This is a genomic window from Pseudoalteromonas sp. Xi13 (genome assembly GCF_003952205.1).
Classification (GTDB): Bacteria; Pseudomonadota; Gammaproteobacteria; order Enterobacterales; family Alteromonadaceae; genus Pseudoalteromonas; species Pseudoalteromonas atlantica.
On sequence record NZ_CP034439.1, the window covers coordinates 72,162 to 97,023 of the forward strand.

The following is a 24,862-nucleotide window of genomic DNA, read 5'->3' on the forward strand; positions in this document are numbered from 1 at the left end:
TTTGCGATGCTATTCCTGCAGTTTTGTAATCCACTTGTAATTGAGTTGTTGCTAGCCTGAGGGCTGTAGTTCTATATTAAAATCACAATTCTAATCACATTGAATTGAGTAAATACAATAATATAAAACTCACTCCAGGGGAAATAATGTCTAATATAACACTGAAAAGAACCGCTATTTCATCAGCTATAGGGTTAGCTATGATGTCATACGGTGCAGCCGCCGCACCTGATTTATCTAAAGGATATGTCCCAGAAACATCAAGTGTAAAAACATACTCTCAAGATAAAACCATTTCTACTAAAGCACGCTATATTATCCAGCTTGAAGACGAGCCGCTAGCAACCTACAAAGGCGGCATTGCAGGGCTTGAAGCAACCTCTGCAGCAGTAACTGGGGATAGTAAAGTTAATCTATCTTCAGCACCTGCGTTAAAGTACAGCAGCTACTTAAAAGCAAAACAAAAAAGTGTAGCGCAAGTAGCCGCATCTGTTAGCGGTGGCTCAGTTTCACATTCATTTAGTACGTTATTCAACGGTATCGTGGTAGAAGGTGAGCAAGGTCAACGTGAAAAGCTCGCTAAACTTGCGGGTGTAAAAAAAGTATTTTTAGATACTGAGTACCACACATTAATGGATGCTTCTATTGATGTGATTAGAGGCGTTGAGGCATGGCAGGCGCTTGGTGGTCAATCTGAAGCTGGTAAAGGCGTTAAAGTTGCTATTATTGACTCGGGTATTCGCCCAGAAAATCCTATGTTTTCAGATGTGGGTTTTGCAGCTGCAGAGTTTAGTGAAGAAGAAGCGGCTTACATCGCAGAAAACCCCGATTACTGTCGTATAGAGGGTGGTGAAGCCGATTTTTGTAATAATAAATTAATTGTGGCGCGTGCATTTGGCCCAACACCAAGTGATGTTCACCCTGATGAATATATTGGTTCTCCACTCGGTTACGACGGTCACGGAACGCATGTTGCGGGTACTGCTGTAGGTAACCCAATTGAAATTACTTACCAAGACAATAACGTGTCAATTTCAGGTGTTGCGCCAGCGGCACAGTTAATGGCTTATAAAGCGCTTTGGCACACAGCCGATGGACGAGGCAGTGGTACTACCGTTGCACTAATGGGGGCATTAGAAGCGGCCATTAAAGATGGCGCAGACGTAATTAATAACTCGTGGGGCGGTGGTGCAGGTGGTAATCCATCAAGCAGTGCATACAGTGATTTATTCACAGCTGCAGAAGAAGCGGGTGTAGTGGTTGTAACCGCAGCAGGTAACGATGGTAACGGCGCACAAACTATTGGTTGTCCTAGCTGTATTGAGTCTGGTTTAACAGTTGCCAATACGCAAACAGGGCGTTTCTTCTCTCAACAAATTGAAGTGGCAGGTGAAACCTATTTAAGCATTGAAGGAAGCAATGGTTTATTAACAGACCCTATTTCACTTCCTATTATTTCGGCGCAAGTGATTGCTCCTGATAATTTTGAAGGGTGTGAAGAGTTTGCTGAAGATATCTCATTTGCAGACTCTGTAGCATTAATCTCTCGTGGTAGCTGTGCGTTTTCAGCCAAAGCTGAAAATGCGGCGAAAGCAGGTGCAACAGCGGTAATTATCCACAACAATGTTGCTGGCGGTGCTATGGGCATGTCTATGGATGACGCCACAATTCCAGCCTCAGCGATTAGCCAAGAAGATGGTTTAAGCTTGGTTGAGCTGTTAACTGCAGCTGAAGAGCCGGTTATTGCTTCACTCGACCCTAGTGTTAAAAGAACAATTCAAGAGAAATTTACTGATGCAGTAAACTCTTCAAGTTCGCGTGGTCCTAATGGTGAGCCTAGCTTCTTAAAACCTGATATTGCAGCGCCAGGTACAGATATTTTATCTGCGTACTCGCCAGATGAAGGTAATGGTATTACCTTTAATGCGATTACAGGCACAAGTATGGCAAGCCCTCATGTTGCTGGTGCAGCAGCATTGATGAAGCAAGCTCACCCAGAGTGGAATGCGGTACAAATCAAAACGGCGCTTATGAGCTCATCTAAAATGGATGGCCTACATAAAGAAGACTTAGTTACCAAAGCTGATGCATTTGATGTAGGTGCCGGTCGATTAGATATGCCTAATGCGCTAGAGGCAGCACTTACATTTGATCATGGCTCTTACGCCGATCCAAGTTGTTTAAGCGTTTGTAGCTTCTCAAATACCGTGCAAAATATGACTGATGTTGCTGGTGAGTGGACTGCAAAAGTAGTAACCGATATGCAAGGCGCTGAAATTACAGTTTCGCCTAGCACCGTTATGCTTGGCGCGCACGGTTCTACCTCTACAGACTCTGAAGGTGCAGAAACAAGCACTGACATGGCTGAGTTTAACTTAGATATTGATTCAACATTTAACGATGTTAAAGGTTGGAACTTTGGCCACGTAGTGTGGACTCATACTGAGACAGGTCAAATCGCTCACTTACCATTTGCTATTTACGATAACGAAGCAACAAATAGCAGTGTATTCAGTGCAACCGTCGATGCCGATTCTTTAAATTCTTCTACTCCAGCAAAAGTAGGTGTGCAATTTAATAATACTCTGTTCACTGACGAGCTATCAGTAAATGTAAAACTTGATGAAAATGCAGAACTTCTTAAAGGTGCTGCCCCTGTTGTGGAAGTGACTAATGGTGCAGGTGAAGTAACATTAAGTGAAGACAATAAAGAACTAACTTGGACGGGCACATTAGGGCCAAAAGAATTTGCTATTAACAGCAGTGATTTCTTAGGTACCTTCTCATTGGCTGATGAAGGCATTGAGCCACAAGCGTGTCCTGACGGGTGTGATGAGATAACCATTACGGTTGAAGCTGACTTTATTTTTGATGGGAAAGAGTACTCAGCATTTACTATCTCAGATAACGGCTTTATTGCTGTTGGTGCAGATGTAAATACAACTAACTCTTGGAGCCCTCAAGCAATGCCTAATGCACGTACACCTAATGGTGTTATTGCGCCGCTTTGGGCTGACTTTGATTTAGCGGGTGGCACGAGCGGTGGCGGTGATCTTTATGTGGCTAAATTTGATAGCGGCTATGTAGTTGTAGAATGGCATGACGTTGAGCTTTGGGGTAGTTCTTTAGGTGATAAGTACACGTTCCAAGTGATCTTAAAAGAAGGGACTGATGAAGTTCGTATGAACTACATTGATGTGCCTGCTTTACCTGCACCTTACTCAGCGGGTGTAGAGTCTGCTGATGGCAACGTAGGTGCAATGCTGGACACAGTTCCAACGGGTAATGCTATTGGTAGTGGCTACTTAGTCGATCAAATCAAAGGCGGTGTTGTTGATATTCAATATCAAGCCTTTGCAAAAGATCGTAGCCATTACACAGCTGCAGATGCAGTAGAAGTTGATGAAGAGCAAACAGTGACTATTGATGTATTAGCCAATGACATGGCTGAGTCGCGTTTTGTATTTGACGCAGTAGCCTCTTCAGAAACAGAAAATGCAGAATTTTCTGCCCATAAAGGTGTAAGGATTAAAGGCAGCTTAGTGGCATCAACTGTTGAGGTGGTTTCTGCACCTGCAAATGGCTCTACAACCGTGAATGAAGATGGCACGATTGATTATACGCCAAATGCACAGTTCTCTGGTGAAGATAGCTTTACATACACAGTGCGTGAAGCATCAGGCACTAGCGCCGAAGAAACTATGGTATCAATCGTTGTTAACGATACCATTGCAGACCCTCAGCCAGTGACGCCAACACCAGAGCCTGAAAGCAATGGTTCATCGGGCTCACTAGCTTGGTTAACGTTACTTGCTGCGCCGTTTGCATTTATGCGTCGTCGTAAACAAAAGTAATTTTATAACTAGCACTTTATTTTAAAGGGAGCCTCGGCTCCCTTTTTACATAGCTTCACAAACTAAATTACACCACGCTTTATTATTAGGTATATTTAATAGCACCAATAATAAAAACCATAGAGATTTCATAATGATTCGTTCTTCATTCACGCTAGCCGCGTTATCACTCGCTGTGCTAGCCGGGTGTGATAATGCGCCAAAAAGTACACCTTCAGATACAGCAACTACTATGCAAACACAACAAACAGAAAAACCAGTGAGCGCCGTGGCGCCAATTGCTAAAAAAGTACCTCATGAAATGACGATTCATGGCGATACACGTATTGATGATTACTACTGGTTACGTGATGACGAGCGTAAAGCGCCAGACGTTATAAGTTACTTAAATGCTGAAAACGCTTATACTGAGGCAATGCTTGCGCATACTCAAACATTGCAAGATAAGTTATTTGAAGAGTTAAAAGGGCGTATTAAAAAAGACGATGACTCGGTGCCTGTTAAAAAAGGCGACTATTTTTATTCATCACAAACGCGTGGCGAAAACGAATACCCTACCTATGTTCGCAGTAGCGATTTTAAAGGCACTGATCAGCAAGTTATTTTAGATGTAAATGCATTGGCCAAAGATCACGACTACTTTGCTGTAAGTGGCTTATCTGTAAGTACTAACGGAAATTTAATGGCGTACGGGGAAGATACCGTTAGCCGTAGAATTTACACCATAAAGGTAAAAGATTTAACCACAGGTCAATTACTCGAAGACACGCTTGAGGGAACAAATGGCGGCGTTATTTGGGCAAACGATAATAAAACCTTTTACTACATTAAAAAAGATGCACAAACCTTACTTGGCTATCAAGTTTTTCGCCATACGTTAGGTACACCGCAAAGCGATGATGAACTTATTTACGAAGAAGCTGATACAAGTTATTACACGGGTATTAGTAAGAGCAAAGATGGCTCAGAAATATATATTTGGCACAGCAGCACCAATGCCTCTGGTATGTCGGTACTCAGCGCAGATGATAATAAAGCAAAACCTAAGCGCTTAATTGAGCGTGAGGACGATCTTGAATACAGTATTTCAAAGCTTGGCAATACGTATTACATCGTCACTAACTTAAATGCGGTTAACTTTCAGCTTATGAAGGTGGATGTAGATAAAGCGCATGATAAAGCAAATTGGCAAACGGTAATTGCGCCGCGCGATGATATTAAGCTAGAAGGCGTTGATTTATTTAAAGACTACCTTGTATATCAAGAGCGAGAGTTGGGTCAGTCGCGCCTTATTGTTCGCCATTTATCGACTGGAGATGAGCACACGCTAAGCTTTAACGACAGTGCCTATACCATTGCAAGCTATGGCAACAACGATATAAACAGCGACAAATTACGTGTTTATTATACCAGTATGACGACACCGGTTTCGTCGTACGATATTGACCTTAAATCAGGTGATAAAACCCTACTTAAACAGCAAGCCGTGTTAGGTGATTTTAACGCAGATAACTATGCCTCGGAGCGTATTTTTGTAGGTGCGCGCGATGGTATAAAAGTGCCGGTAAGCTTAGTGTACCGTAAAGATGCATTTAAAAAGGATGGCACAAACCCATTACTGCAATATGGTTATGGCTCGTACGGCGCCACCATGGACCCTACTTTTTCAAGCTCACGTTTAAGCTTATTAGACCGTGGCTTTGTGTTTGCTATAGCGCATGTGCGTGGTTCGCAAATGTTAGGACGCCCATGGTATGAAGACGGAAAGTTATTAACTAAAAAGAACACTTTTAACGACTTTGTTGATGTAACCAAATCATTAGTGGCACAAGGTTATGGCGCAAAAGACGAAATATTTGCCTACGGTGGTAGTGCTGGTGGTTTATTAATGGGCGCGGTGGTTAACCAAGCACCAGAGCTATATAAAGGGGTGGTCGCAGCAGTGCCTTTTGTTGATGTAGTTACCACCATGCTTGATGCAAGCATACCACTTACTACCAATGAGTATGGTGAGTGGGGTAACCCAAATGAAAAAGAGTACTACGATTACATGCTGTCGTACTCGCCGTATGATCAAGTCTCAAAGCAAGCGTATCCTAATATGTTAGTGACTACCGGTTTACATGACTCACAAGTTCAATACTTTGAACCGGCTAAGTGGGTTGCAAAGCTGCGTGACTATAAAACAGATGATAATAAACTGCTGTTTAAAATAGATATGGAAGCCGGCCATGGTGGGGCGTCTGGTCGCTTTAAACGCCTAGAAGATACTGCGCTAAACTATGCATTTATGCTTGATTTAGCCGGTATTAAAAACTAACAAAATCAAAATTAAGTAATGTTCTAAAGGTATAGCCGTTGGCTATACCTTTATTTTTTGCGGCAAGTTAAAGCTAAACATAGTGCCTTTGCCCAGCTCACTTTGTACATTTATATCACTGTCCATAAGTTTTAGTAACCCCTTACAAATAGCCAGCCCTAAGCCACCTTGTTGGCGCCCTTCGTTATTTGAATTTGAAGCCTGGTAATGCGGATTAAAAATCGCGTTTAGCTCATCATGCTTAATACCCACGCCAGTATCAGAAACCTGCACAAATAATTGCTTTTCATCAATACGCTTAACGTTTACAGCTATACTGCCGCCTTTAGGTGTGTGCCTTATTGCGTTATCAATTAAATTACTTAAAACACGCTCAAGTTTTGCAATATCGGCTACAACAGGAAAATCGCAAATTGCAGGCTCTACCGTTAAGTTAAGGCCTTTTTTCTCGGCGGTTAGAGAAAACTTCGCAATGCAATCGTAAATAAGCTCACCTAAATTAAAGGTTTCTTTGTGAATGCTTATTTCGCCGTTTTCTAAATGGGCTAATTCAAAAATTTGTTCAATAAGCTGTTTAAGCTGCGCGCAGTTATTAAGGGATACATGTAAGTATTCTTGTTGTTCTTGAGCGCTTAATTGTGACCCCGACTGATTAAGCACCTCTAAAAACCCCTGCAAAGAGGCAAGGGGGGTTCTTAAATCGTGAGATAAATGAGTAAGCAACTCCTTGCGCTGTTTATCGCTTTGCTCAAGAGCTTTAAATTGCTCGTCAATACGGGTAACCATCGCTTGAATGTTACGGCCTAAACTGTGCACTTCGTTACTTTTTTGGGTCGAATAGTTGCTGAGTTTGGTATCGGCAAGGCTGTAATTAGCTGCTTCAATATTGCTTACATCACGGGCTAATCGCTGAATAGGGTTGGTAAAAAAGCGCAGTAAAATAAGCATCGCAATCAGTAAAAATGCAAGTGCAGCTCCAAGCCATAATGCGGCAAGCCATAGTTTGTCATTATTTTTAATTGTGTTTAAAGAGGTATCGTAAGCTTCACCGCCAATAATTACATACAAGTACCCTTGCAGCTTATCGTTATTAAAAACAGGCGCTACAGAGAATATTTTTTGCTGCGCTTTATTTCTTGGATCATCGCCATAAATTGGCGCTGCAGCTGGGTTGTTAATCAGCTTTTTTAAGGGGGCTAAATTAATATGAGTGCGTTTAACTTTACCAGGCTCTGCTGAGTAAGTGAGGATTTTTCCGTTTTCATCTACAAAATAAAACTCAAATGCGGGGCCTAATAACATTAAAGTATGAAATAGGTTTTCTAGGGCTGCGTAGTCGTATACACCCTCTTTTATTAATGGGTTATCTTGTACTAAATGCTCAGCAAGGGCTAAGTGCAGGTTTTGCTCGCCATGATGTTTTGAGGTGAGCTCTAGTTGTTTACTCCAGCTGTATACGAGTGCACAAATAAAGCAAAATATAACCACCAACGACACCGCTAATTTTTGATACAAAGATAGGTTCATAATAAGGCTCTTAAGTAAGTTGGCTTGGATTTAGTTTGTAGCCAACGCCCCAAACGGTTTCGATAATAGGCGCTTGATGATGTAGCTCAAGTTTGGCGCGTAACCTATTTATATGTGAGTTAACGGTATGCTCGTACCCGCTGTGCTGATACCCCCATACTTTGTCGAGCAATTGCTGGCGGCTAAAAACATGGTTTGGGTGGCGAGCAAAATATACCAGTAAATCAAATTCAGTGGCGGTGAGGTTAAGTGCTTGTTCGTCTAAATAAACTTGATGTGAGCTAAATTCAATATTGAGTGAGCCGATATTTAGCCTTTGTTCGCTGCACGGGCTGTCGTTTTCGTTATTTTGAATTGCTAGAAGCTGTGAGCGGTGGCGTAATTGTGTTTTAACGCGGGCTTGTAATTCGCGAGCAAAAAAGGGTTTACAAATATAGTCATCAGCACCCATTTCAAGACCAATTACACGGTCCATATCGCTACTGAGCGCGGTAAGTAAAATAACGGAAATGGTAGGGTAGTGCTCTTTTATTTTACGGCATAAACTCAAGCCATCCATTTGTGGCAGGTTTATATCCAGTAAAATAAGCCCGTAAGGTTGTTTTGCTATTTTTTTAAGTGCGAGCTCAGCGCTTACAACATGGTCAACATGCAAATTTAACGCAGCAAGTTGAGTTGTTATTAATTGCCCTATTTCTCTGTCGTCTTCTACTACCAGTATTTTTTCGTGCCGCATGGTTAACCTCGTAAAAAAGGGACATCCGTGTCGCCTCACATCCCCATTACAAGCTGTTTTACTGTGTACGAGTGATCACGATTTTTGATACTGGGTTATCAAACTTATGTTCAGCACCTAGTGCAGAGGTTGATAAGCCATCTTGATTAGACACAACACCTGGGTGCATTGTGATTATATCTGCAATATCGTCGCGTATTTCGTTAAACCCTTCGCCGCCAGCAGCGGGACCAGGCACAGTGTCAGCTGTTTCTGTATTTGCTTCCGTACCTGCATCGTAAACGGGCGTCGTTCGTGATATTGAACTGCCTACTTCCAATGTTGATACATCTACAGAACTAAGACCGGTAAAAGCGTCATTTGTATTCCCAAGCATGGCAGCAAAAGATAAATTAAGAACATCTTGTGCATTAACTAAAAGGGTTACAGAGGTTGTTTCGCTAGGGCCAATACCACCTTCAGCCGAGACTGAAGCAAGTGCATTTTCATCGCTAAGGTACTCTTCATTAGCGCCGCTTTCTGCAATCATTTCTAAACCGACAGAAGCCGTCTCACCAAATTTCCATGGTGGGGTTTCATCAAATGCAATGACCGAGAGTGGTGATAGTGGTTGTCCAGCCGTTAAGTTACTAAAAGTGATAGTAAACTCATAAACAACAGGTTCGGGCTCTACAACAACCACAGGTTCTTGATCTTCAATAGAGTCGTTATTATCGTTATCGCCACATGCGGCTAGTGAGCTGGCTAACAGTAAAATAAGCGCACTTTTTTTAAAATTAGAAAGAGATGACATAATTAACTCTCCTATTTAACCGTCACAGTTAATTTTGCAACGGGGTTTAACCATCTGTGTACAGTGTTATTCAAATCACTGTTTCCACCTTCTAGGTCATCATCGCCAAGGGCCCCCGGGTGAATGTGCACCATCGTATTTGTATCGCCAGTTGTAATACCTGTACCGTTAGTGCCTGCTTGGCCGCCCGGTGCAGCAGGGATGCCTAATACACCAGGTGCACCCGAGCCTTCTACTACAAGCTCGTTATTTGCTTCTGTACCTGCATCATAACCATTGAGGTAAACAGTATAGGTGCCTGCTTCTGTTGGAACTTTCCAGCTATCTAGACCTACAAAGCCATCATTGGTTGGCAGTAACATAGCCGCTACAGATAGGTATTCGTTGCCATCGGTAGTTGTGAGCTCTGCTGTTGCAGACGCCGCGGGTGCTAAAAGGCCTGCCGCTGGGTTTTCTGCAATATCGCTGCTCGCTGCTGACGCTTGAGTAACAAGTGCTGATATATCGCCGCCTTCAGCCATTGCTTGCAGTGCAGTAGAGGCTTCGGTTGCGACTTCAAAAAGTTTATCTTCGCTATCGTGTGCTGTTATTAGTACCGGTGTAAAGTAAAGGCCTTTAGTGAGGTTAGTAATTTCTACTTCTAGCTCTACTGCCAATGTTGATTGGCTAGCTACTGCTAAAAGGGTTGCAACTGTAAATGCTGAAGCTTTCATTATTATTTCCTGTAAGTGATGATTCAGGCTAAGTATTGAATAACCACCTCAAGAAACTCTCACAAAGTTATCACTTTTTTATCACAGCGGGTTAGGGCGTGTTATTTAACAATATAGCCGCCTCTATATAGACACCTGCTCAATAAAAAGGCAGTATGTATTAACTAATAAGGAGAGCGTAATGGAAGAAAATCAACAGCTTGAGCCGTTATCAAAAGACGAAAAAACATGGGCTATGCTTTGCCATTTAAGCGCTGTAGCCGGTTTTGTTATTCCGTTTGGCTCTATACTTGGGCCATTAGTGGTATGGCTTATTAAAAAAGATGAAATGCCAATTGTCGATTTACACGGTAAAAAATCGCTTAATTTTCAAATTACTATGGCTATAGCTTACTTTGTATGTTTTTTACTAGTCTTTGCCGTAATCGGCCTCGTTTTGCTGCCTTTAGTGGCTATTTTTTCTTTTATCATGGTGGTTTTAGCCAGTATTAAAGCCAATGAAGGGAAAGAGTTTAATTACCCACTGAGTCTAAATTTGATAAAATAAATGACGACCCTTTAATAAACCCAGCTGTATGCTGGGTTTTTACTTTAAGTACTTAATGCTTTATATCACCTTATTTTTTAGTGCGTTTGTGTCCGCTACTTTATTACCAAGTTCTTCAGAAGTGGTACTTGTTACCATGATAAGCCAAGCAAAAGCTAATCTGTGGCTGCTGTGGTTAGCCGCGACTTCAGGTAATGTGCTAGGAAGTTGTGTTAATTATTGGTTGGGAACTCATGTGCTACGTTTTAAACACAAAAATTGGTTTCCGGTATCAGCCAAGGGGCTTGAAAAAGCGCAATCTCAATTTAAAAAATATGGGGTATATAGCTTACTGTTTGCTTGGCTGCCGATTGTTGGCGACCCACTAACGGTAATTGGCGGCATATTTAAAGTGCGTTTTAGTCTGTTTTTATTATTAGTGAGCATTGGCAAAGGCGCGCGGTATTTAGCCGTTATTGCCCTTGCCAGTGGTGCACAAGCGGTTTTGTAAAGTTACTTTGACCAATCAAGCGTGAGCGAAACTGAGTCGGCAAAGCGCAGTGCATGCGGTTTATCTACTCTGGCTTTTGCGTAATGCACGCTTGGATGTGTATGGCATACTGCAAGTATTTCGGCAACCAGCTTTTCAAGCAACAAAAAGTGCCCTTGCTCTACTAGGTTTATCACCTCTTTGGTGATCACTTTATAGTTAAGCGCTTGGTCCACTTCGTCTGTTTTACAGGCGTCATCGGCAGGGTAGTGAATTTCTAAATTAATCACTACATCTTGCTTTTTTTCCCGTTCTTCTGGGTTAAAACCAATAAATGTACGTAAGCGTAAGTTGGTTACGTTAATAATTGCGTTGGCCATAATTAACCCTTAATAAGCTGTAAAAACTCGTTACGCGTTTTAGAGTCACTTCTAAAGTTACCTAGCATTACAGAGGTACGCATGCTTGAGTTTTGCTTTTCTACACCGCGCATCATCATACACATGTGTTTAGCTTCAACAATAACGCCCACGCCTTTTGCGCCGGTTACTTCCTCAACGGCTTTAGCAATTTGATGAGTAAGCTGCTCTTGAATTTGAAAGCGGCGTGCAAACATATCAACAATACGCGCAAATTTAGATAAGCCTAGTACTTTGCCATCGGGAATATAAGCAATATGGCAACGACCAATAAAAGGTAATAGGTGGTGCTCACACATAGAGTAAAGCTCTATATCTTGGACAAGTACCATATCGTCAGCGTCTGAGCTAAATACCGCATTATTGGTAATTTCATCAAGCGTTTGACGATACCCTTTGGTTAAATACTCCATGGCTTTTGCTGCACGTTTTGGTGTATCGAGAAGACCTTCTCGGCCTGCATCTTCACCCACAGCGGTAATAATGTTTTGGTAGCTTTGCTTTAAATCGTCATGCATAAATTTCTCAGTTTAATGTGTGTTCTACTTTAAATGGCGGCCGCCATCCACAGGCAAAGCGCGGCCTGTGATGTAGTGGCTGCGCAGTAATAAATCAATACTATTAATAATTTCTTGGCAACCTGGTTCTATACCCATAAGAGATTTTTTAAGGGTTTTAGCACGGTAAGCCTCGTCATCGTGCTGATTAAAAATAATCAACGATGGCGCAACCGAATTCACCTTTATATTTGGTGCGTACTTAGCGCTAAACGACTTGGTTAAGTTATCAAGTGCAGCCTTACTTGCGGCATAGGCAATGTGCTTTGGGCTACCTGTTTCAACAACGTAATCGGTAAGATGAATAATGTCAGCCGGTGTGTAAGCATCAGCTTGATATGCCATTAATAGCTGTGCACAGGCATTATTAATTAAATACGGTGTTTTGGCATGAATGCGCATCATGTTATCAAACAAACTCGAAAAATCAGGGTTACTGGCTTCGCAGTCCCAGCTAGAGGCATTGTGCACAATGGCACGTAAAGAGTGAGTTTGCTGTTTTAGTGTTTCAATAAAGCTAGCTATACCGGCATCGCTGCTAAAGTCGGCGTGTATGCATACGGCGCCTTGTTGTTCTAAGTCGTCGACTGCATCGTGGCGCGTACGATAGGTAATAATAATAGCTTGGCCTTGCGATAAAAAGTGCTTAGCAAGCGCAAGGCCAATACGTTGACCAGCGCCTGTTATTAAAATAGGAGATGTCATGTAATGCAGTTTTCTCTTTGGCAGGCGTTAAAATTAACTATAAATCAGTTTTTTGTTTTACGTAACATTACGGCGAATAGATCAGCTAGTGCATACGCAGCACTAGCTGCTTAGCCATTATAAATCATCGTAAATAGTCGGAATGGGTTGGCGCTTATGCTGAGTGCGAACATAAATATCAGTTAGTTTTTGCTCAACCTCTGCAGCCACTGGCTTGCCTTCTAAAAAGTCGTCAATTTGATCATAGCTCAGTCCTAATGCTTCTTCATCGGTGAGGCCTGGGCGGTCACTTTCTAAATCAGCTGTTGGGGCTTTTGTTACTAATAGTTCAGGCGCACCTAAGGCAGTTGCAAGTGCGCGAACTTGACGTTTTGATAAGCCAAATAACGGGGCTAAATCGCATGCGCCATCACCAAATTTGGTGTAAAAACCAGTAATGTTTTCAGCGCTGTGATCGGTACCCACAACGAGGCCTTGGCAAAAACCAGCTATTTCGTATTGCGCTACCATGCGTTGGCGTGCTTTAACATTACCTTTTACAAAGTCAATTTTAGCTTGCTCTGGTAGCTCCTCACCACTGCCTACTACCGCCGCCATAGCTTGCTCGTGTAATGCATCGGCAGCAGGTTTTACGTTGACGGTCATGCGTTTACTAGGCTTGATAAAGTCAACGGCCATTTGCGCTTCGTCTTCATCTGCTTGTACACCGTATGGCAAACGAACCGCAATAAATTGGTACTTATTAGTGTTTTGCTCTGCGTTTAGTTCATCTACGGCTAATTGGCACAAGCGCCCGCAGGTCGATGAGTCAACACCGCCGCTAATTCCAAGCACTAGCGATACACTATGGGCTGCCACTAAACGTGCTTTTATAAAGTTAACTCGACGGGTAATTTCGGCGTTTACATCAATAGTTGGCTGAACTTTCATTTCAGCCATAATTTCGGCGCGCATGGCCAGCTCCTCGTTATTTAATAAGTTGTTTTTAAATAGGCTTACATTATCTGGTTTAGTGGTTATTAATTAAAGTCCTAAATGTGCTTTTATACGGCTAAGCTCGGCTTTTAGTTCCTCAATTTCTGCAAGTAACTCGTTAATTTCATCGTTTTTAACTTCTGCGACTTCTGTAGCTGGCACTGGGCTTGGCGCTACTGCTGGGTCAGCAAAAAGGTGCATGTAGCGACTTTCTCGTTTGCCGGGCTCGCGCTCAAGCTTTGTTACGTAGTCATCTTTTGCTAACGCGCTCAGGGCAGTTTCTACTTCGCTAACGTTTGTAAAGTCAGCTAGGCGAGCGCTGCGCGTTCTTAGCTCACCGGGTGTTTGTGCGCCGCGTAACAGCAGTAAACATATAATTGCCCGTTGCTGCGTGCTCAACTGTAAACTACTAAATTCTGTATTACAAAAACGGTGATCGTATTTATTAACTCGTCCCGAAAGCCCTTCGTCTAGCGTTACAAGGCGCTGACTTATAAGTTCATCAAGTGTTTGTTGCACCTCACTTTCGCTCAAGTTTACAACCGGGTCTCGATTTGATTTTTGGTTACACGCATTCGTCAGTGCGTTCAACGACAGTGGATAATGCTCGGGTGTAGTGCTTTGTTTTTCTAAAAGGCAGCCAATAACGCGCTGCTGATTTGCTGATAAATGCATGGCTTTTCTTTATTAGTAAACAGTATTTTTAGCTTACACCTTTATTGTGTACCAAGCCATTGTTGTAATTTAGGCTCTAGTGCTGCGGAATCTAAAGGTTTGGTTAAATAATCGTTCATTCCTGCATCGAGGCACTTCTCTCTATCGCCCTGCATTGCGTTTGCCGTTAAAGCAATGATTGTAATATGTTTATTATGCTTACCCGCTTTTCCTTCGCGTATAGCTTGCGTGGCTTGGTAGCCATCCATCACGGGCATTTGGCAGTCCATTAAAACTAACTGGTATTTTTTGTCTTGGCTGCTGTTTAGCTTATCTAGTGCATCTTGGCCGTTTTGTGCAATATCAAAGGTAAGCCCAACTTGTTTTAACAACGCTGAGGCCACCACCTGATTTACTTTGTTATCTTCTACTAAAAGTACTTGCGCGTGCGCTGATATTTCTTTGGGCTTTTCGGTTAACTCATTTTGCAGTTGTGCTTGGCGCTGTTGTTGCTCAATGTATTTATCGTTAGTGAGTGAATCAAATAGATCTGACGGAGTAAGCGGTTTAAATATCAGGCAGTCTATATTTATGCCAATGTTGTTATGCTCTTGCGAATAACTCATCGGTGCCATAACAACCAGTTTGCTTTGCTTGGTGGTTACTCGGTTTTTTAATGTATTTATTTGCGGGTGCGCAGCTTGCTCAAAAAAATGATAATCGACTAATAATGCATCTGGCTGGGTATCGCAGTTATCAAAATAATTAATGATGCCGCTATAGTCACTTAAAATATTAACGTGTGCGCCCCATACGCGTAATTGTTTGGCGGCAATATTGGCGTTAAGTGTGCAGGCATCAATAATTAAAATATGTTTGTTATTAATTAAGTGGCTGGGTAAATCTTGCGCTTTAGTTAAACGGGGCTGTATTTTTATAGAAAACGAGAAAGTACTGCCTTCATTTAGCATGCTGGTTACGCTTACTTCGCCTTCCATTAGTTCACAAAGCTGCTTAACAATAGCTAGGCCAAGGCCTGTGCCGCCAAACTGGCGGGTGGTTGAGGCATCGGCCTGAGTGAATGAGTCGAATAAAGTTTTTTGTTTTTCTGCCTCTATTCCTATGCCGGTATCAATAATAGAGCAATGTAAAAAACTGCCATCGGTGGTTTCATCTATCTGCGCGGTCACCAGAATTTGCCCATCAATAGTAAACTTAACAGCATTGCCAATCAGGTTATTTAAAATTTGACGCAACCTATTCGGATCGCTAATTATTTCGCTGATAGTAATTTGGGTGGCATCTAAAATGAGATTGGTATTGTTTTGCTCCACTTTAAGCGCAAACGACTCAACAACTTCACCAAGTAATTTAGGTAAGTTAAATTGCACATTTTCTATATCAAGTTTACCTGCTTCAATTTTAGAAAAGTCTAAAATGTCGTTAATTATATTTAACAGCGACTGAGCTGAAGATTGTGCAAGCTCAATATGGTGCTCTTGCTGTTGGTTGAGCTGGGTGCGCTTGATAATATTTAGCATGCCCAGTACGCCGTTCATGGGGGTTCTTATTTCGTGGCTCATACTGGCTAAAAATTCACTTTTAGCCATTACTGCTTGCTCTGCAGCCTCTTTGGCGGTGACTAGCTGTTGCTCTGTTTCAATACGTTGCTGGCTTGAATGCAAGCTGCCCACTAGGGCGGCTACAGCAATTAAAAAGCTTTCTTCGTTACGTGACCACGGGCGCATTGAAGCACATTGCTCAGCGCATACTATGCCAATGGTGCCATTTCCCGCCGGTATGATTGCGCACAGCATGGCATTAATATTAAGCGGCGCAAAGTAATGCGCTTTAAGGGGTTTTAGTAGAGGGTGATTTTGGGCATCACTGGTGCTAAACACAGCGTGTTTTTCTATGGCTTCAAAAAAATCAGGCGCCTCTTTTTTAAGCCATACCGCATTATTATTACCCATTCTGTTCTCAATATTATGGGATGCTATAGGACTCAATGAGGTTTTTGAGCTATTAAAAAACCAAATACTGGCTTGCTCAATGTTTAATGCATGGCAAATAGATTCAGTAATAACTTGTTTAGATTGGCTTAATTGGCCACTTAAAATAAGGTCGTTGGCTGTAAGCGACGCTAAAATTTCGTTATGTAGGGCAATTTTGCTGTTTTCAAGTTCAATGCGCTTACGGGTATCAATATTTTGCAATGAGCCAAATATTCTTACACAGCGCTCGTTTTTGCGCTCAGCTTCACCATGAATAAGCACCCACATTTCGCGCCCTTCAGAGTCAATCACTTCAAGTTCGGCTTCGTAACTTTTGCCTTCTTTAATTGCAGATTCAACCAGCTGAGTGATACGTTCTCTGCTTTCACCGGCTTTAAAGTAATTTAAGTTTGTAGGCCAGGTAGGCTCTTTATTTAGCGGGTACTTAAATATTTTTTTGGTCATATCTGACCAATACACTTGTTTGGTTTCTAAATTAAATGACCACGCCCCAATTTGGGCAAGGTCACTCATGGCCTCCAGCATTTTTTCGTTTTGTTGCTGGCGGTTTAGCATTTTTAAAAAGAATAAGAACGCCCATATTAATAATCCGCAAATAATTATAATGGCGATTCTAAGCGGCCATATAGTTGAAGGTGCGGGGCTCCAACCTTCTTTAGGGGCTACGTATAATTGCCAGCTTCCCCCTTGAAAATTAAGCGTAAAATCAAGCGGCTCTTGTGTGGTTATATTGTTATTGCCATAAAAAAACTCGCCTTTTTTGCCTAAACCATGACGCCCTTGAATAGCAATGTTGTAGTTTTTTTCAAGCTCTTTTATGCCTGAGTTTTTGTATACTTTTTCAATGTCGAGCACCACAGATAATAACCCCCAAAAGCGGTTTTCGGGCGGAATATAAACAGGCACTCTGGCAATAAGGGCAATGTCGCCTTGCACTAGTTTAAGTGGCCCTGCCATAACAATAGTATTGGTATCACGGGCTCTAATGGCATCTAGGCGTTGGTTTTTGTTTTCTAAAAAGTTTAAGCCAATGGCTTTTTCGTTACCTTTTAGTGGGTAAGACATACGAATTATCATGTCGGGCGCACCACCAATATGGCGCAGCTCACTGGAGGTTTTAAACAAAGGCGCGGCAATTTGCTCAAACCGTGCTTGTTGTAACTCAGGTTCAGCTGATACAGCAACCGCTAATCCACGAACTAGCTGAATGTTTGATACCAAGGTGGCCTCTAGTTGTGCACGGTATGTACTTACTTGAGATAAAATTTGTAGGCGGTGGGCGTCTTTTGCGCGATTGTAGTTAATTCTATCTAACACAATGCTCACTAATATTATTAGCGTAAGCGATAACCAAAAGGTCAGCTTATAGTTGCTGGTAGTGTTTTTTTTGTTGTTATTTTTTGGCGGCATTGGCTAAGTCATGCTGTTATTTTAGGCAATTTAACTATAGCTAATTTATTGTATAAATAAAAACGGCGCTGATAAATTAGCGCCGTTTTATTTTTATAATTAGTAGTTTAACTATTAAGCGTCGGTTACTTCACGTGCCCAATGGCTTTGCTTAGCGACATGTAACTTACGGTAACCATCAAGTAGTGCTGCATGCTTTTTAAAGCCTTCAAGCGATAAACCTGGGAAGGTTAAACCATTAAATAATTTACGGCCTTCTGCTATTTCAATAGCCAGCGTGACGTTATCGCTGCCAAACATTAAACCCAGTGCATCTTGGTAGTCGGCGTAGTCGCGCTCGTCATCGTATTTAATTTCAAGAATGGCTTTTAAACAACGGAAGTGGCGCATTGCATCTTCGTTTACTTGGCCTGTGTGTAGTATCCAGTCTACCCAATCAATGGCTTCTTCGTTGACTGCGGCTAAACATAAGTGCGCTTTAAGCTCACCAATACGCAGTGTATGCCATGGTGTGTCGGCATCGGTGGCAAGGCCAATAAATTCAGCAGCACGAATAATATCGCTGTGGCCTGCTTCTTCTAGGCTGTCGTAAATGTCCATCCACTGCTGCGCATCGTACTGATCAAGCGATAGGAATGCCTCACGGAATTTAGCGCCTTCGTTGTTGTTACGCCAAATTAGTTCATCTACTGGGTAAATGTCTGACATACCTGGTACTAAAATACGACATGCATACACGTTTAAGTGTGTGTAATCCATAATGTAAATGTCGTGGCCCATGCTGTGAATTAAGTCAGTACAGAAGTTGTATTCTTGCTCCGTTGTACCGCTAAAGTCCCAATGAACAAAGTCAAAGTCGGCGTCGGCACGGAAAAAGTCATGCGATATTAAACCGCTTGAGTCGATAAAGTGCAGCTCAATGTTTTCAGGCGTTGCAACTTCATCGTTATCAAAAGTAGCTGGTTGGAACACATCAAGTTGATCAAGGCGACGTCCTTGTAGTAGCTCGGTAACTGTACGCTCAAGGGCAACTTCAAATGATGGGTGAGCACCAAATGAGGCAAACACAGAGCCATCAACAGGGTTAATAAGCGTTACGCTCATTACAGGGTATTTACCGCCAAGTGATGCATCGGCAATACGTAAATGAAAACCATGGCTGCGTAGTTCTTCACACGCCTCGTGAATTTTAGGGTATTGCTTTACAACCTCTTCAGGGACGATAGGTAAACAAATACCTTCTGCGATAATACGGTTTTTAATGGCGCGCTCAAATACTTCTGATAGCCCTTGTACACGTGCTTCAAACTTAGTGTTACCTGCGCTCATGCCGTTAGAAACAAAAATATTACCAATTACGTTTACCGGAATGTATACGTCTTGGTTATCGCGTTGGCGTGTGTATGGCAATGTACAAATGCCGCGCTCGTTATTACCTGAGTTAAAGTCAAAAAGGTGTGAGGCATTAAGCTCACGCTCTGGGTCAAAGTAATCCCAAAGGCTTTCGTCCATTATGCCCTCTGGTACTTCATTGCCTTCAACTTTAAACCATTTCTCATTTGGATAATGAGTAAAGTCGCTGTTTGCAAATTCTTCACCTAGGTAAAAGTCGGCAAAAAAGTAATTACAGCTTAATCGTTCAAAGTATTCACCTAACGCAGAGGCGATAGATGCTTTATCGGTTGCGCCTTTACCATTGGTAAACATAACACCGCAGTCGCTGTCTTTTATATGAACTGAATAACAGTTAGCTACAGGGTTAAGCCAAAGTGCTTCTTCAACATTGATGTTTAGCGCTTTTAGCTTGTTTTGCATGGTAGAGATAGACGATTCTAGGTCGCGGTCTTTACCTTTGATAAATGTTTTTTCAGTCATATGAGTCTCAACTAGATCTGCACAAAATGTGGAATGGCTATTATCGTGGATTTTGATGTTTATTTCACCCTTTGCGAGTAAGAACATTATTATTTAATAAAACTATGGTTATTATATGTGCAACAAATGGTGCAAAGGACAAATTAATGTTTAAAGTAATCAAATGGCTAGTATTACTCGTTGTGGTTTTAGGGTTAGCTGGCACAGCGCTTGTGTATGGCGTATTAAGTTTAAGTATGCCCACACTTGATGGTAAAGGCCAAAGTACAGCAATTAAGAAGCCGGTTACTATTTCGCGTGATGCACTAGGGCAGGCGGTTATAAAGGCAGAAAACCGCAATAGCGCCGCATACGGGTTAGGCTATGCGCATGGGCAAGACCGTTTTTTTCAAATGGATTTATTAAGACGTAACGCCGCCGGTGAGCTTAGTGAGTTATTTGGTAAAGCGGCCCTTGGGCTTGATAAAAAAATGCGCTTTCATCAATTGCGAAAACGCAGCCGCGCTATATTAAACACCTTACCCGAAAGTGATAAACAACTATTAAACAGCTACGCCCAAGGTGTAAACGAAGGGCTGGCACAAGTTGGCTTTGCAAGCTTTGAGTATTTACTTACAGGCGGAGCGCAAAAACCATGGCAAAGTGAAGATAGCCTATTAGTTATATTTAGCATGTACCTTGATTTGCAAAGTGCCACCTTTGAGCGAGATGAAGCGCTCATACATATTGAGCAAGCATACGGGCAACACATGGTTGATTTTTTAACACAACCTAGCCAATACCAAGCGGCGCTTGATGGCAGTAAACTTGCCCCGTTTACAGGCACCATTCCTCAACTTCCAGAGCAAGCACAGCACACGGTTAAAAATATTCAGGCAAACCAAGAGCGCGGCAGCAATAACTGGGCAGTAACCGGTGCGCATACCCAAACGGGAGCAGCCATGCTCTCTGATGATATGCATTTATCTATGGCGGTGCCGGTTATTTGGTACAGGGCACAGCTTAATTACAGGCAAAATGGCGAGCAAGCTCAGGTAACTGGCGTATCGCTACCCGGCGCCCCTGCTATTGTGGTGGGTACCAATAATAAAATTGCCTGGGGCTTTACTAACGGCTACATAGACACGGCCGATTGGGTTGCTTTAAGTAACGATAATAAAACATGGCAAGTCAATGAGCCTATCGCACTGCCTAGTGGCGACGTGGACGATTACTCATTAACCATGAGCGAATACGGCCCAGTAAAATATATAAATAAACAGCCTTATGCACTTAGCTGGGCTGCACACCAACTTTATGCTGTAAACATGGATCTGCTAAAACTAGAGCAAGCAACTAGCGTAGATGATGCGCTAGATGTGGCAAGCGATGTGGGTATTCCGGTACAAAATTTAATGGTGGTAGATAGCCAAGGCAGTGCTGCATGGCAACATATTGGCGCTATACCGGCGCGTAAAACACCGAGTGAGCTAAGTGTTAATGCAAACGAATACTCACCCGACTGGCAGCAAAATGAGCATCAGCGCCCTTATATTAAAAACCCGCAAAATGGACGATTATGGACAGGTAATTCCCGCGTTGTGTCGGCCTCTGATAATGCACGCTTTGGTAACGGTGGTTATGCACTAGGCGCACGCTCAAGCCAAATTCGTGATAGATTATTTGAAAAACAAAGCTTTGCTGAAAGCGACTTTTACGCGCTACAGCTTGATAACCAAGCCCGCTTTTTAACGCCATGGCACACATTGCTACTTAATCAGCTTAAAAAAGACAAAGCCAAAAACGCACAGTACATAAGTGCACTTGAAAACTGGCAGCAATGCGCATGTGCAAGCTCGGTAGGTTATACCTTAGTTAAACACTACCGCAGCACATTAATTAATACTGTATTTGCAAGCATGGAGAACAAACTTAATGAGCAAGACGCCACGCTTAGATATGTAAAACGCGATCTAGAACCAGCTATATGGCAGCTTATTAAAGATAGGCCGGGCTCATGGGTAAACCCTGAGTATAAAAATTGGGACGAGCAGTTATTAGGTGCATTTAGCCAAACAGTGACCGCACTTGGGGCTGAGTATGGGGATAACTTACAAAATTGGCAGTGGGGTAAAGTTAATGCGCTTAATATTGAGCACCCGTTTGCTAAACAAATGCCCATACTGGCTAAGCTTTTAAATATGCCTGTAGCGCCAGCTTTTGGCGATAGCTACATGCCCGCCGTACAGGGCAAAAGCTTTGGTGCATCGCAGCGCTTTATTGCCCAACCAGGGCATTTAGAAAACGCCATTATGGCAGTGCCCGGTGGGCAGTCGGGGCATCCGCTATCCGCGTTCTACCGTGCAGGCTTTAGTGACTACATTGAAGGTAAGCACACGCCTTTACTACCACAAACGCTAATACATCAAATAGTGATAGAGCCAGCACGATGAACTAAATTACAGTTAATCACGTTCTATATAATCATTAATAAATCAACAGAGAACTAAAATGAAAAAAATACTACCCGCATTAATAACAGGCTTATTACTTAGCAGTGCAACACAGGCAGATGAAAATCCGGTAACGGCAGAAAAACTAAGCGACAGTGTGTATGTACTGTTTGGCCAAGGCGGTAACATTGCCGCAAGTGTAGGGGAAGATGGCATTTACATTATTGATGACCAATTTGCTAAGCTTTCAGACGACATTAAAAAAACCATTAGCGATTTAAAACCCGGTAGTGCAGAGTTTGTAATTAATACGCATCATCATGGCGACCACACTGGCGGCAACGAAAACTTTGCCAAAGCCGGTGCGCATGTCATTGCGCACGACAACGTACATAAGCGATTAGAAGAAAAACACGGTGCAAACTCAGATTACCTGCCACGCATTAGCTTTGGCCACGATTTAAAACTGCATTTTAATAACGAACACGCCCATGTAGTGCACTACGCCCATGCACATACAGACGGTGATTCGGTGATATTTTTTAATAACGATAACATAGTGCACATGGGCGATATTTACTTTAACTTTGGCAGCTTGCCGTTTGTAGATGTAGATAGCGGCGGCAGTGTTGATGGAATATTAGCAGCCGTAAATGACGTTATTAAGCAAATAGATGAGCGCACCATAGTGATACCCGGGCATGGGCCGGTAAGTGACCGTTCAGGGCTGGAAACGTATGCTAAACTTGTTAAAAAAGCCAAAGATTTAATGCTAAAAGCAATGCAAAATAACGCAAGCTTAGAGCAAGTACTAAAAGCCGATCCGCTGGCTGCGCTTAATCTTAAGTACGCAGGCTGGTTGCCAAAAGAGAAAGTGACTACACTTTTTTATCGCAGTTTAAAGTAGTACGCGTAACGTAAAAAACATGATACAAAGCTGAGTGTACTTTAGCGTACATTCGGCTTTTATTTTATTATGCCCAAAGGAGTTGTGTATGTCGGCAGAAAAAACCCACCTAGAAATTTGTAACTTAACAAAAGAGCAGTATCCGCAAATTAAAACCTTAATGGATCAGGCTTATCCCGATTTAGGTGGCGCGTGGCCAAGCCATACTATTTTTAGATTGATAGATCAGTTCCCTGAAGGGCAAATAGGCATTGTAGATGATGGCGTGCTGGTGGGCTTAGCACTAAGTGTGCAAGTAGACTACGCGCGTTTTTCAAATCCTCACACATACGAAGACATAGCCGATGGGCACGACCGTGTATTTAGTGACTCCGACGGCGATGCGCTATACGGTTTAGATGTAGCAATTAGCGAAACCCACCGAGGCATGCGCTTAGGGCGCCGTCTTTATGATGCCCGTAAGGAGTTGTGCCGCCAATATAACTTACGCGCTATTTTAGCCGGTGGCCGTATTCCGCGTTATTACAATCACAGCAGTGAAATGACGCCAATGGAATACATTGAAAAGGTTGACCAAAAAGAGCTTTACGACCCAATTTTAAGTTTTCAGCTTTCTAACGACTTTCAGGTAAAACGGTTACTTAAAAAGTACCTGCCGGAGGATCAAGAGTCTGTAGGTTACGCCACCTTGCTTGAGTGGAATAACATAATGTACGAGCCAACCGATACCGTGCTCGAATCAACTAAATCGATAGTGCGTATAGGTGCGGTGCAATGGCAAATGCGCTGTGTAGAGTCGGTTGACGAAATGCTAAAGCAGGTAGAATACTTTGTAGATACGGTATCTGACTACAAAAGCGATTTTATATTATTTCCGGAATTTTTTAACGCGCCACTTATGGGTTTAGGCGATCAGAATAATCAAACCGAAGCTATCCGCTATTTAGCCGAATATACCGAAACATTTAAAAACGCGATGTCGCGTATGGCAATAGAATATAACGCCAATATTATTACCGGCTCTATGCCGCTTGCCGAAGACGATAAAATTTATAACGTAAGTTACTTATGCCACCGTAGCGGTAAAATAGACGAGCAGCGCAAAATACACATAACCCCGCATGAACAAAATGATTGGGTGATTCAAGGCGGCGACAAAATTGCCGTGTTTGACACCGATGCTGGGCGTGTAGGTATTCAAATTTGTTACGATGTAGAGTTCCCTGAGCTTTCGCGCATATTAGCCAAGCAGGGGCTTGATATACTCTTTGTGCCGTTTTGGACCGATACTAAAAATAGTTATTTACGGGTTCGCCATTGTGCGCAAGCGCGCGCAATCGAAAACGAATGTTATGTGGTTATTGCAGGTTCAGTGGGTAACTTACCTGAGGTAGAAAGCCTAGACGTACAGTACTCGCAATCGGCAGTGTTGACCCCGTCTGACTTTTCGTTTCCGCACGATGCAACATTAAATGAAGCCACACCTAATACCGAAATGTTACTATTCAGCGACCTTGATATGGATAAGCTAAAAATTCTTCATAGCGAAGGTACGGTGCGCAATTTAAAAGATCGCCGCGAAGATTTATACGACGTAATTTTGAAAAAGAGAGATGTTTAATGGCATGGGTTTATTTAGTCATTGCCGGCTTGCTTGAAATAGGCTGGCCAATTGGTTTAAAAATTTCACAAAATCCCGACACACGCTGGCAGGGTATAGTAATGGCCATTGCATTTTTAACAGCCAGTGGTTTTATGTTGTGGCTTGCACAAAAGCAAATATCAATGGGGACTTCTTACGCCGTATGGACCGGAATAGGTGCTGCGGGTACGTTTTTAGTGGGTATATTACTTTACGGTGATGCAGCCACGTTTGGCCGTATTGCTGGTGTACTCATGATTATTTGCGGTGTGATAACGCTAAAAATTAGCTCTTAAGAAGAGCGCTTAATAC

General features: G+C 42.5%; 19 protein-coding genes. 8 read left to right on the plus strand and 11 right to left on the minus strand.

Features of this window, described 5'->3' with window-relative positions:
- Nucleotides 1-146: 146 nt before the first annotated feature.
- Entirely contained in the window at nt 147-3,854 is a 3,708-nt protein-coding gene (locus EJ103_RS00375; protein ID WP_126005429.1) for a S8 family serine peptidase, read from the plus strand.
- A 133-nt stretch (nt 3,855-3,987) separates the two neighbouring features.
- Nucleotides 3,988-6,174 carry a S9 family peptidase gene (locus tag EJ103_RS00380; protein WP_126005432.1) on the plus strand — a complete coding sequence of 729 codons (2,187 nt, stop codon included), beginning with the start codon at nt 3,988-3,990 and terminating at the stop codon, nt 6,172-6,174.
- A gap of 42 nt (nt 6,175-6,216) precedes the next feature.
- On the opposite strand, the gene EJ103_RS00385 is transcribed toward EJ103_RS00380, so the two are convergent.
- Genes EJ103_RS00385 through EJ103_RS00400 form a run of 4 tightly spaced genes read right to left on the minus strand, consistent with a single transcriptional unit; the run spans nt 6,217 to nt 9,943 of the window.
- Complete coding sequence (locus EJ103_RS00385; RefSeq protein ID WP_126005434.1) at nt 6,217-7,701, minus strand: HAMP domain-containing sensor histidine kinase; 1,485 nt, start codon at nt 7,699-7,701, stop codon at nt 6,217-6,219.
- Between the two features lie 10 nt (nt 7,702-7,711).
- On the minus strand, nt 7,712-8,437 hold the full coding sequence (locus tag EJ103_RS00390) for a response regulator transcription factor (RefSeq protein ID WP_126005436.1): 726 nt from the start codon (nt 8,435-8,437) through the stop codon (nt 7,712-7,714).
- 58 nt (nt 8,438-8,495) lie between these two features.
- Nucleotides 8,496-9,230 carry a spondin domain-containing protein gene (locus tag EJ103_RS00395; RefSeq protein WP_126005438.1) on the minus strand — a complete coding sequence of 245 codons (735 nt, stop codon included), beginning with the start codon at nt 9,228-9,230 and terminating at the stop codon, nt 8,496-8,498.
- Nucleotides 9,231-9,241: 11 nt separating this feature from the next.
- Nucleotides 9,242-9,943, minus strand: coding sequence for a spondin domain-containing protein (locus EJ103_RS00400; RefSeq protein ID WP_126005440.1), 702 nt, complete (start codon nt 9,941-9,943; stop codon nt 9,242-9,244).
- Between the two features lie 181 nt (nt 9,944-10,124).
- Here EJ103_RS00400 and EJ103_RS00405 point away from each other — a divergent pair, with 181 nt between their 5' ends.
- Together EJ103_RS00405 and EJ103_RS00410 are read left to right on the plus strand one after the other, a co-directional pair.
- Nucleotides 10,125-10,490 (plus strand): DUF4870 domain-containing protein, encoded by a 366-nt coding sequence (locus tag EJ103_RS00405; RefSeq protein ID WP_024032093.1) that lies wholly within the window; start codon nt 10,125-10,127, stop codon nt 10,488-10,490.
- A gap of 55 nt (nt 10,491-10,545) precedes the next feature.
- Entirely contained in the window at nt 10,546-10,980 is a 435-nt protein-coding gene (locus tag EJ103_RS00410; RefSeq protein WP_126005443.1) for a YqaA family protein, read from the plus strand.
- A 2-nt stretch (nt 10,981-10,982) separates the two neighbouring features.
- Here the strand turns inward: EJ103_RS00410 and folX are convergent, their stop codons facing one another.
- From folX to ycaO, 7 genes are all read right to left on the minus strand, one after another.
- The gene (gene folX / locus EJ103_RS00415; protein ID WP_024032091.1) at nt 10,983-11,339 is read right to left on the minus strand and encodes a dihydroneopterin triphosphate 2'-epimerase; all 357 of its coding nucleotides are present in this window, start codon (nt 11,337-11,339) and stop codon (nt 10,983-10,985) included.
- Nucleotides 11,340-11,341: 2 nt separating this feature from the next.
- Nucleotides 11,342-11,896 carry a GTP cyclohydrolase I FolE gene (gene folE / locus EJ103_RS00420; protein WP_004589001.1) on the minus strand — a complete coding sequence of 185 codons (555 nt, stop codon included), beginning with the start codon at nt 11,894-11,896 and terminating at the stop codon, nt 11,342-11,344.
- Nucleotides 11,897-11,920: 24 nt separating this feature from the next.
- A complete protein-coding gene (folM, locus tag EJ103_RS00425; protein WP_126005445.1) occupies nt 11,921-12,640 on the minus strand; it encodes a dihydromonapterin reductase in 720 nt (239 codons plus the stop codon).
- Between the two features lie 117 nt (nt 12,641-12,757).
- The gene (nadE, locus tag EJ103_RS00430; protein ID WP_055255384.1) at nt 12,758-13,594 is read right to left on the minus strand and encodes an ammonia-dependent NAD(+) synthetase; all 837 of its coding nucleotides are present in this window, start codon (nt 13,592-13,594) and stop codon (nt 12,758-12,760) included.
- A 69-nt stretch (nt 13,595-13,663) separates the two neighbouring features.
- On the minus strand, nt 13,664-14,290 hold the full coding sequence (locus EJ103_RS00435; RefSeq protein WP_121636792.1) for a DUF480 domain-containing protein: 627 nt from the start codon (nt 14,288-14,290) through the stop codon (nt 13,664-13,666).
- A gap of 41 nt (nt 14,291-14,331) precedes the next feature.
- The gene (locus EJ103_RS00440) at nt 14,332-17,694 is read right to left on the minus strand and encodes an ATP-binding protein (RefSeq protein WP_126005447.1); all 3,363 of its coding nucleotides are present in this window, start codon (nt 17,692-17,694) and stop codon (nt 14,332-14,334) included.
- A gap of 114 nt (nt 17,695-17,808) precedes the next feature.
- Entirely contained in the window at nt 17,809-19,569 is a 1,761-nt protein-coding gene (ycaO, locus tag EJ103_RS00445) for a 30S ribosomal protein S12 methylthiotransferase accessory factor YcaO (RefSeq protein WP_126005449.1), read from the minus strand.
- Between the two features lie 146 nt (nt 19,570-19,715).
- Here ycaO and EJ103_RS00450 point away from each other — a divergent pair, with 146 nt between their 5' ends.
- The 4 genes from EJ103_RS00450 to EJ103_RS00465 all read left to right on the plus strand — a co-directional run bounded on the left by EJ103_RS00450 (nt 19,716) and on the right by EJ103_RS00465 (nt 24,846).
- On the plus strand, nt 19,716-22,001 hold the full coding sequence (locus EJ103_RS00450; RefSeq protein ID WP_126005451.1) for a penicillin acylase family protein: 2,286 nt from the start codon (nt 19,716-19,718) through the stop codon (nt 21,999-22,001).
- A gap of 58 nt (nt 22,002-22,059) precedes the next feature.
- Nucleotides 22,060-22,908, plus strand: a complete 849-nt coding sequence (locus tag EJ103_RS00455) for an MBL fold metallo-hydrolase (RefSeq protein WP_126005453.1) — start codon at nt 22,060-22,062, stop codon at nt 22,906-22,908.
- A gap of 88 nt (nt 22,909-22,996) precedes the next feature.
- Nucleotides 22,997-24,529: a bifunctional GNAT family N-acetyltransferase/carbon-nitrogen hydrolase family protein gene (locus tag EJ103_RS00460; protein ID WP_029773759.1), complete on the plus strand. Its 1,533-nt coding sequence runs from the start codon at nt 22,997-22,999 to the stop codon at nt 24,527-24,529.
- A complete protein-coding gene (locus EJ103_RS00465; protein WP_004588993.1) occupies nt 24,529-24,846 on the plus strand; it encodes a multidrug efflux SMR transporter in 318 nt (105 codons plus the stop codon). The genes EJ103_RS00460 and EJ103_RS00465 overlap by 1 nt, the downstream gene beginning before the upstream one ends.
- Nucleotides 24,847-24,862 lie beyond the last annotated feature (16 nt).

Coding starts and splice junctions, on each gene's coding strand:
- EJ103_RS00410 (WP_126005443.1), top strand. CDS start 10,546: ATGCTTTATATCACCTTATTTTTTAGTGCGTTTGTGTCCGCTACTTTA.
- EJ103_RS00390 (WP_126005436.1), bottom strand. CDS start 8,437: ATGCGGCACGAAAAAATACTGGTAGTAGAAGACGACAGAGAAATAGGG.
- folE (WP_004589001.1), bottom strand. CDS start 11,896: ATGCATGACGATTTAAAGCAAAGCTACCAAAACATTATTACCGCTGTG.
- EJ103_RS00435 (WP_121636792.1), bottom strand. CDS start 14,290: ATGCATTTATCAGCAAATCAGCAGCGCGTTATTGGCTGCCTTTTAGAA.
- EJ103_RS00380 (WP_126005432.1), top strand. CDS start 3,988: ATGATTCGTTCTTCATTCACGCTAGCCGCGTTATCACTCGCTGTGCTA.
- EJ103_RS00400 (WP_126005440.1), bottom strand. CDS start 9,943: ATGAAAGCTTCAGCATTTACAGTTGCAACCCTTTTAGCAGTAGCTAGC.
- EJ103_RS00395 (WP_126005438.1), bottom strand. CDS start 9,230: ATGTCATCTCTTTCTAATTTTAAAAAAAGTGCGCTTATTTTACTGTTA.
- EJ103_RS00385 (WP_126005434.1), bottom strand. CDS start 7,701: ATGAACCTATCTTTGTATCAAAAATTAGCGGTGTCGTTGGTGGTTATA.
- EJ103_RS00465 (WP_004588993.1), top strand. CDS start 24,529: ATGGCATGGGTTTATTTAGTCATTGCCGGCTTGCTTGAAATAGGCTGG.
- EJ103_RS00450 (WP_126005451.1), top strand. CDS start 19,716: ATGTTTAAAGTAATCAAATGGCTAGTATTACTCGTTGTGGTTTTAGGG.
- EJ103_RS00455 (WP_126005453.1), top strand. CDS start 22,060: ATGAAAAAAATACTACCCGCATTAATAACAGGCTTATTACTTAGCAGT.
- ycaO (WP_126005449.1), bottom strand. CDS start 19,569: ATGACTGAAAAAACATTTATCAAAGGTAAAGACCGCGACCTAGAATCG.
- EJ103_RS00440 (WP_126005447.1), bottom strand. CDS start 17,694: ATGCCGCCAAAAAATAACAACAAAAAAAACACTACCAGCAACTATAAG.
- EJ103_RS00460 (WP_029773759.1), top strand. CDS start 22,997: ATGTCGGCAGAAAAAACCCACCTAGAAATTTGTAACTTAACAAAAGAG.
- folX (WP_024032091.1), bottom strand. CDS start 11,339: ATGGCCAACGCAATTATTAACGTAACCAACTTACGCTTACGTACATTT.
- folM (WP_126005445.1), bottom strand. CDS start 12,640: ATGACATCTCCTATTTTAATAACAGGCGCTGGTCAACGTATTGGCCTT.
- EJ103_RS00375 (WP_126005429.1), top strand. CDS start 147: ATGTCTAATATAACACTGAAAAGAACCGCTATTTCATCAGCTATAGGG.
- EJ103_RS00405 (WP_024032093.1), top strand. CDS start 10,125: ATGGAAGAAAATCAACAGCTTGAGCCGTTATCAAAAGACGAAAAAACA.
- nadE (WP_055255384.1), bottom strand. CDS start 13,594: ATGCGCGCCGAAATTATGGCTGAAATGAAAGTTCAGCCAACTATTGAT.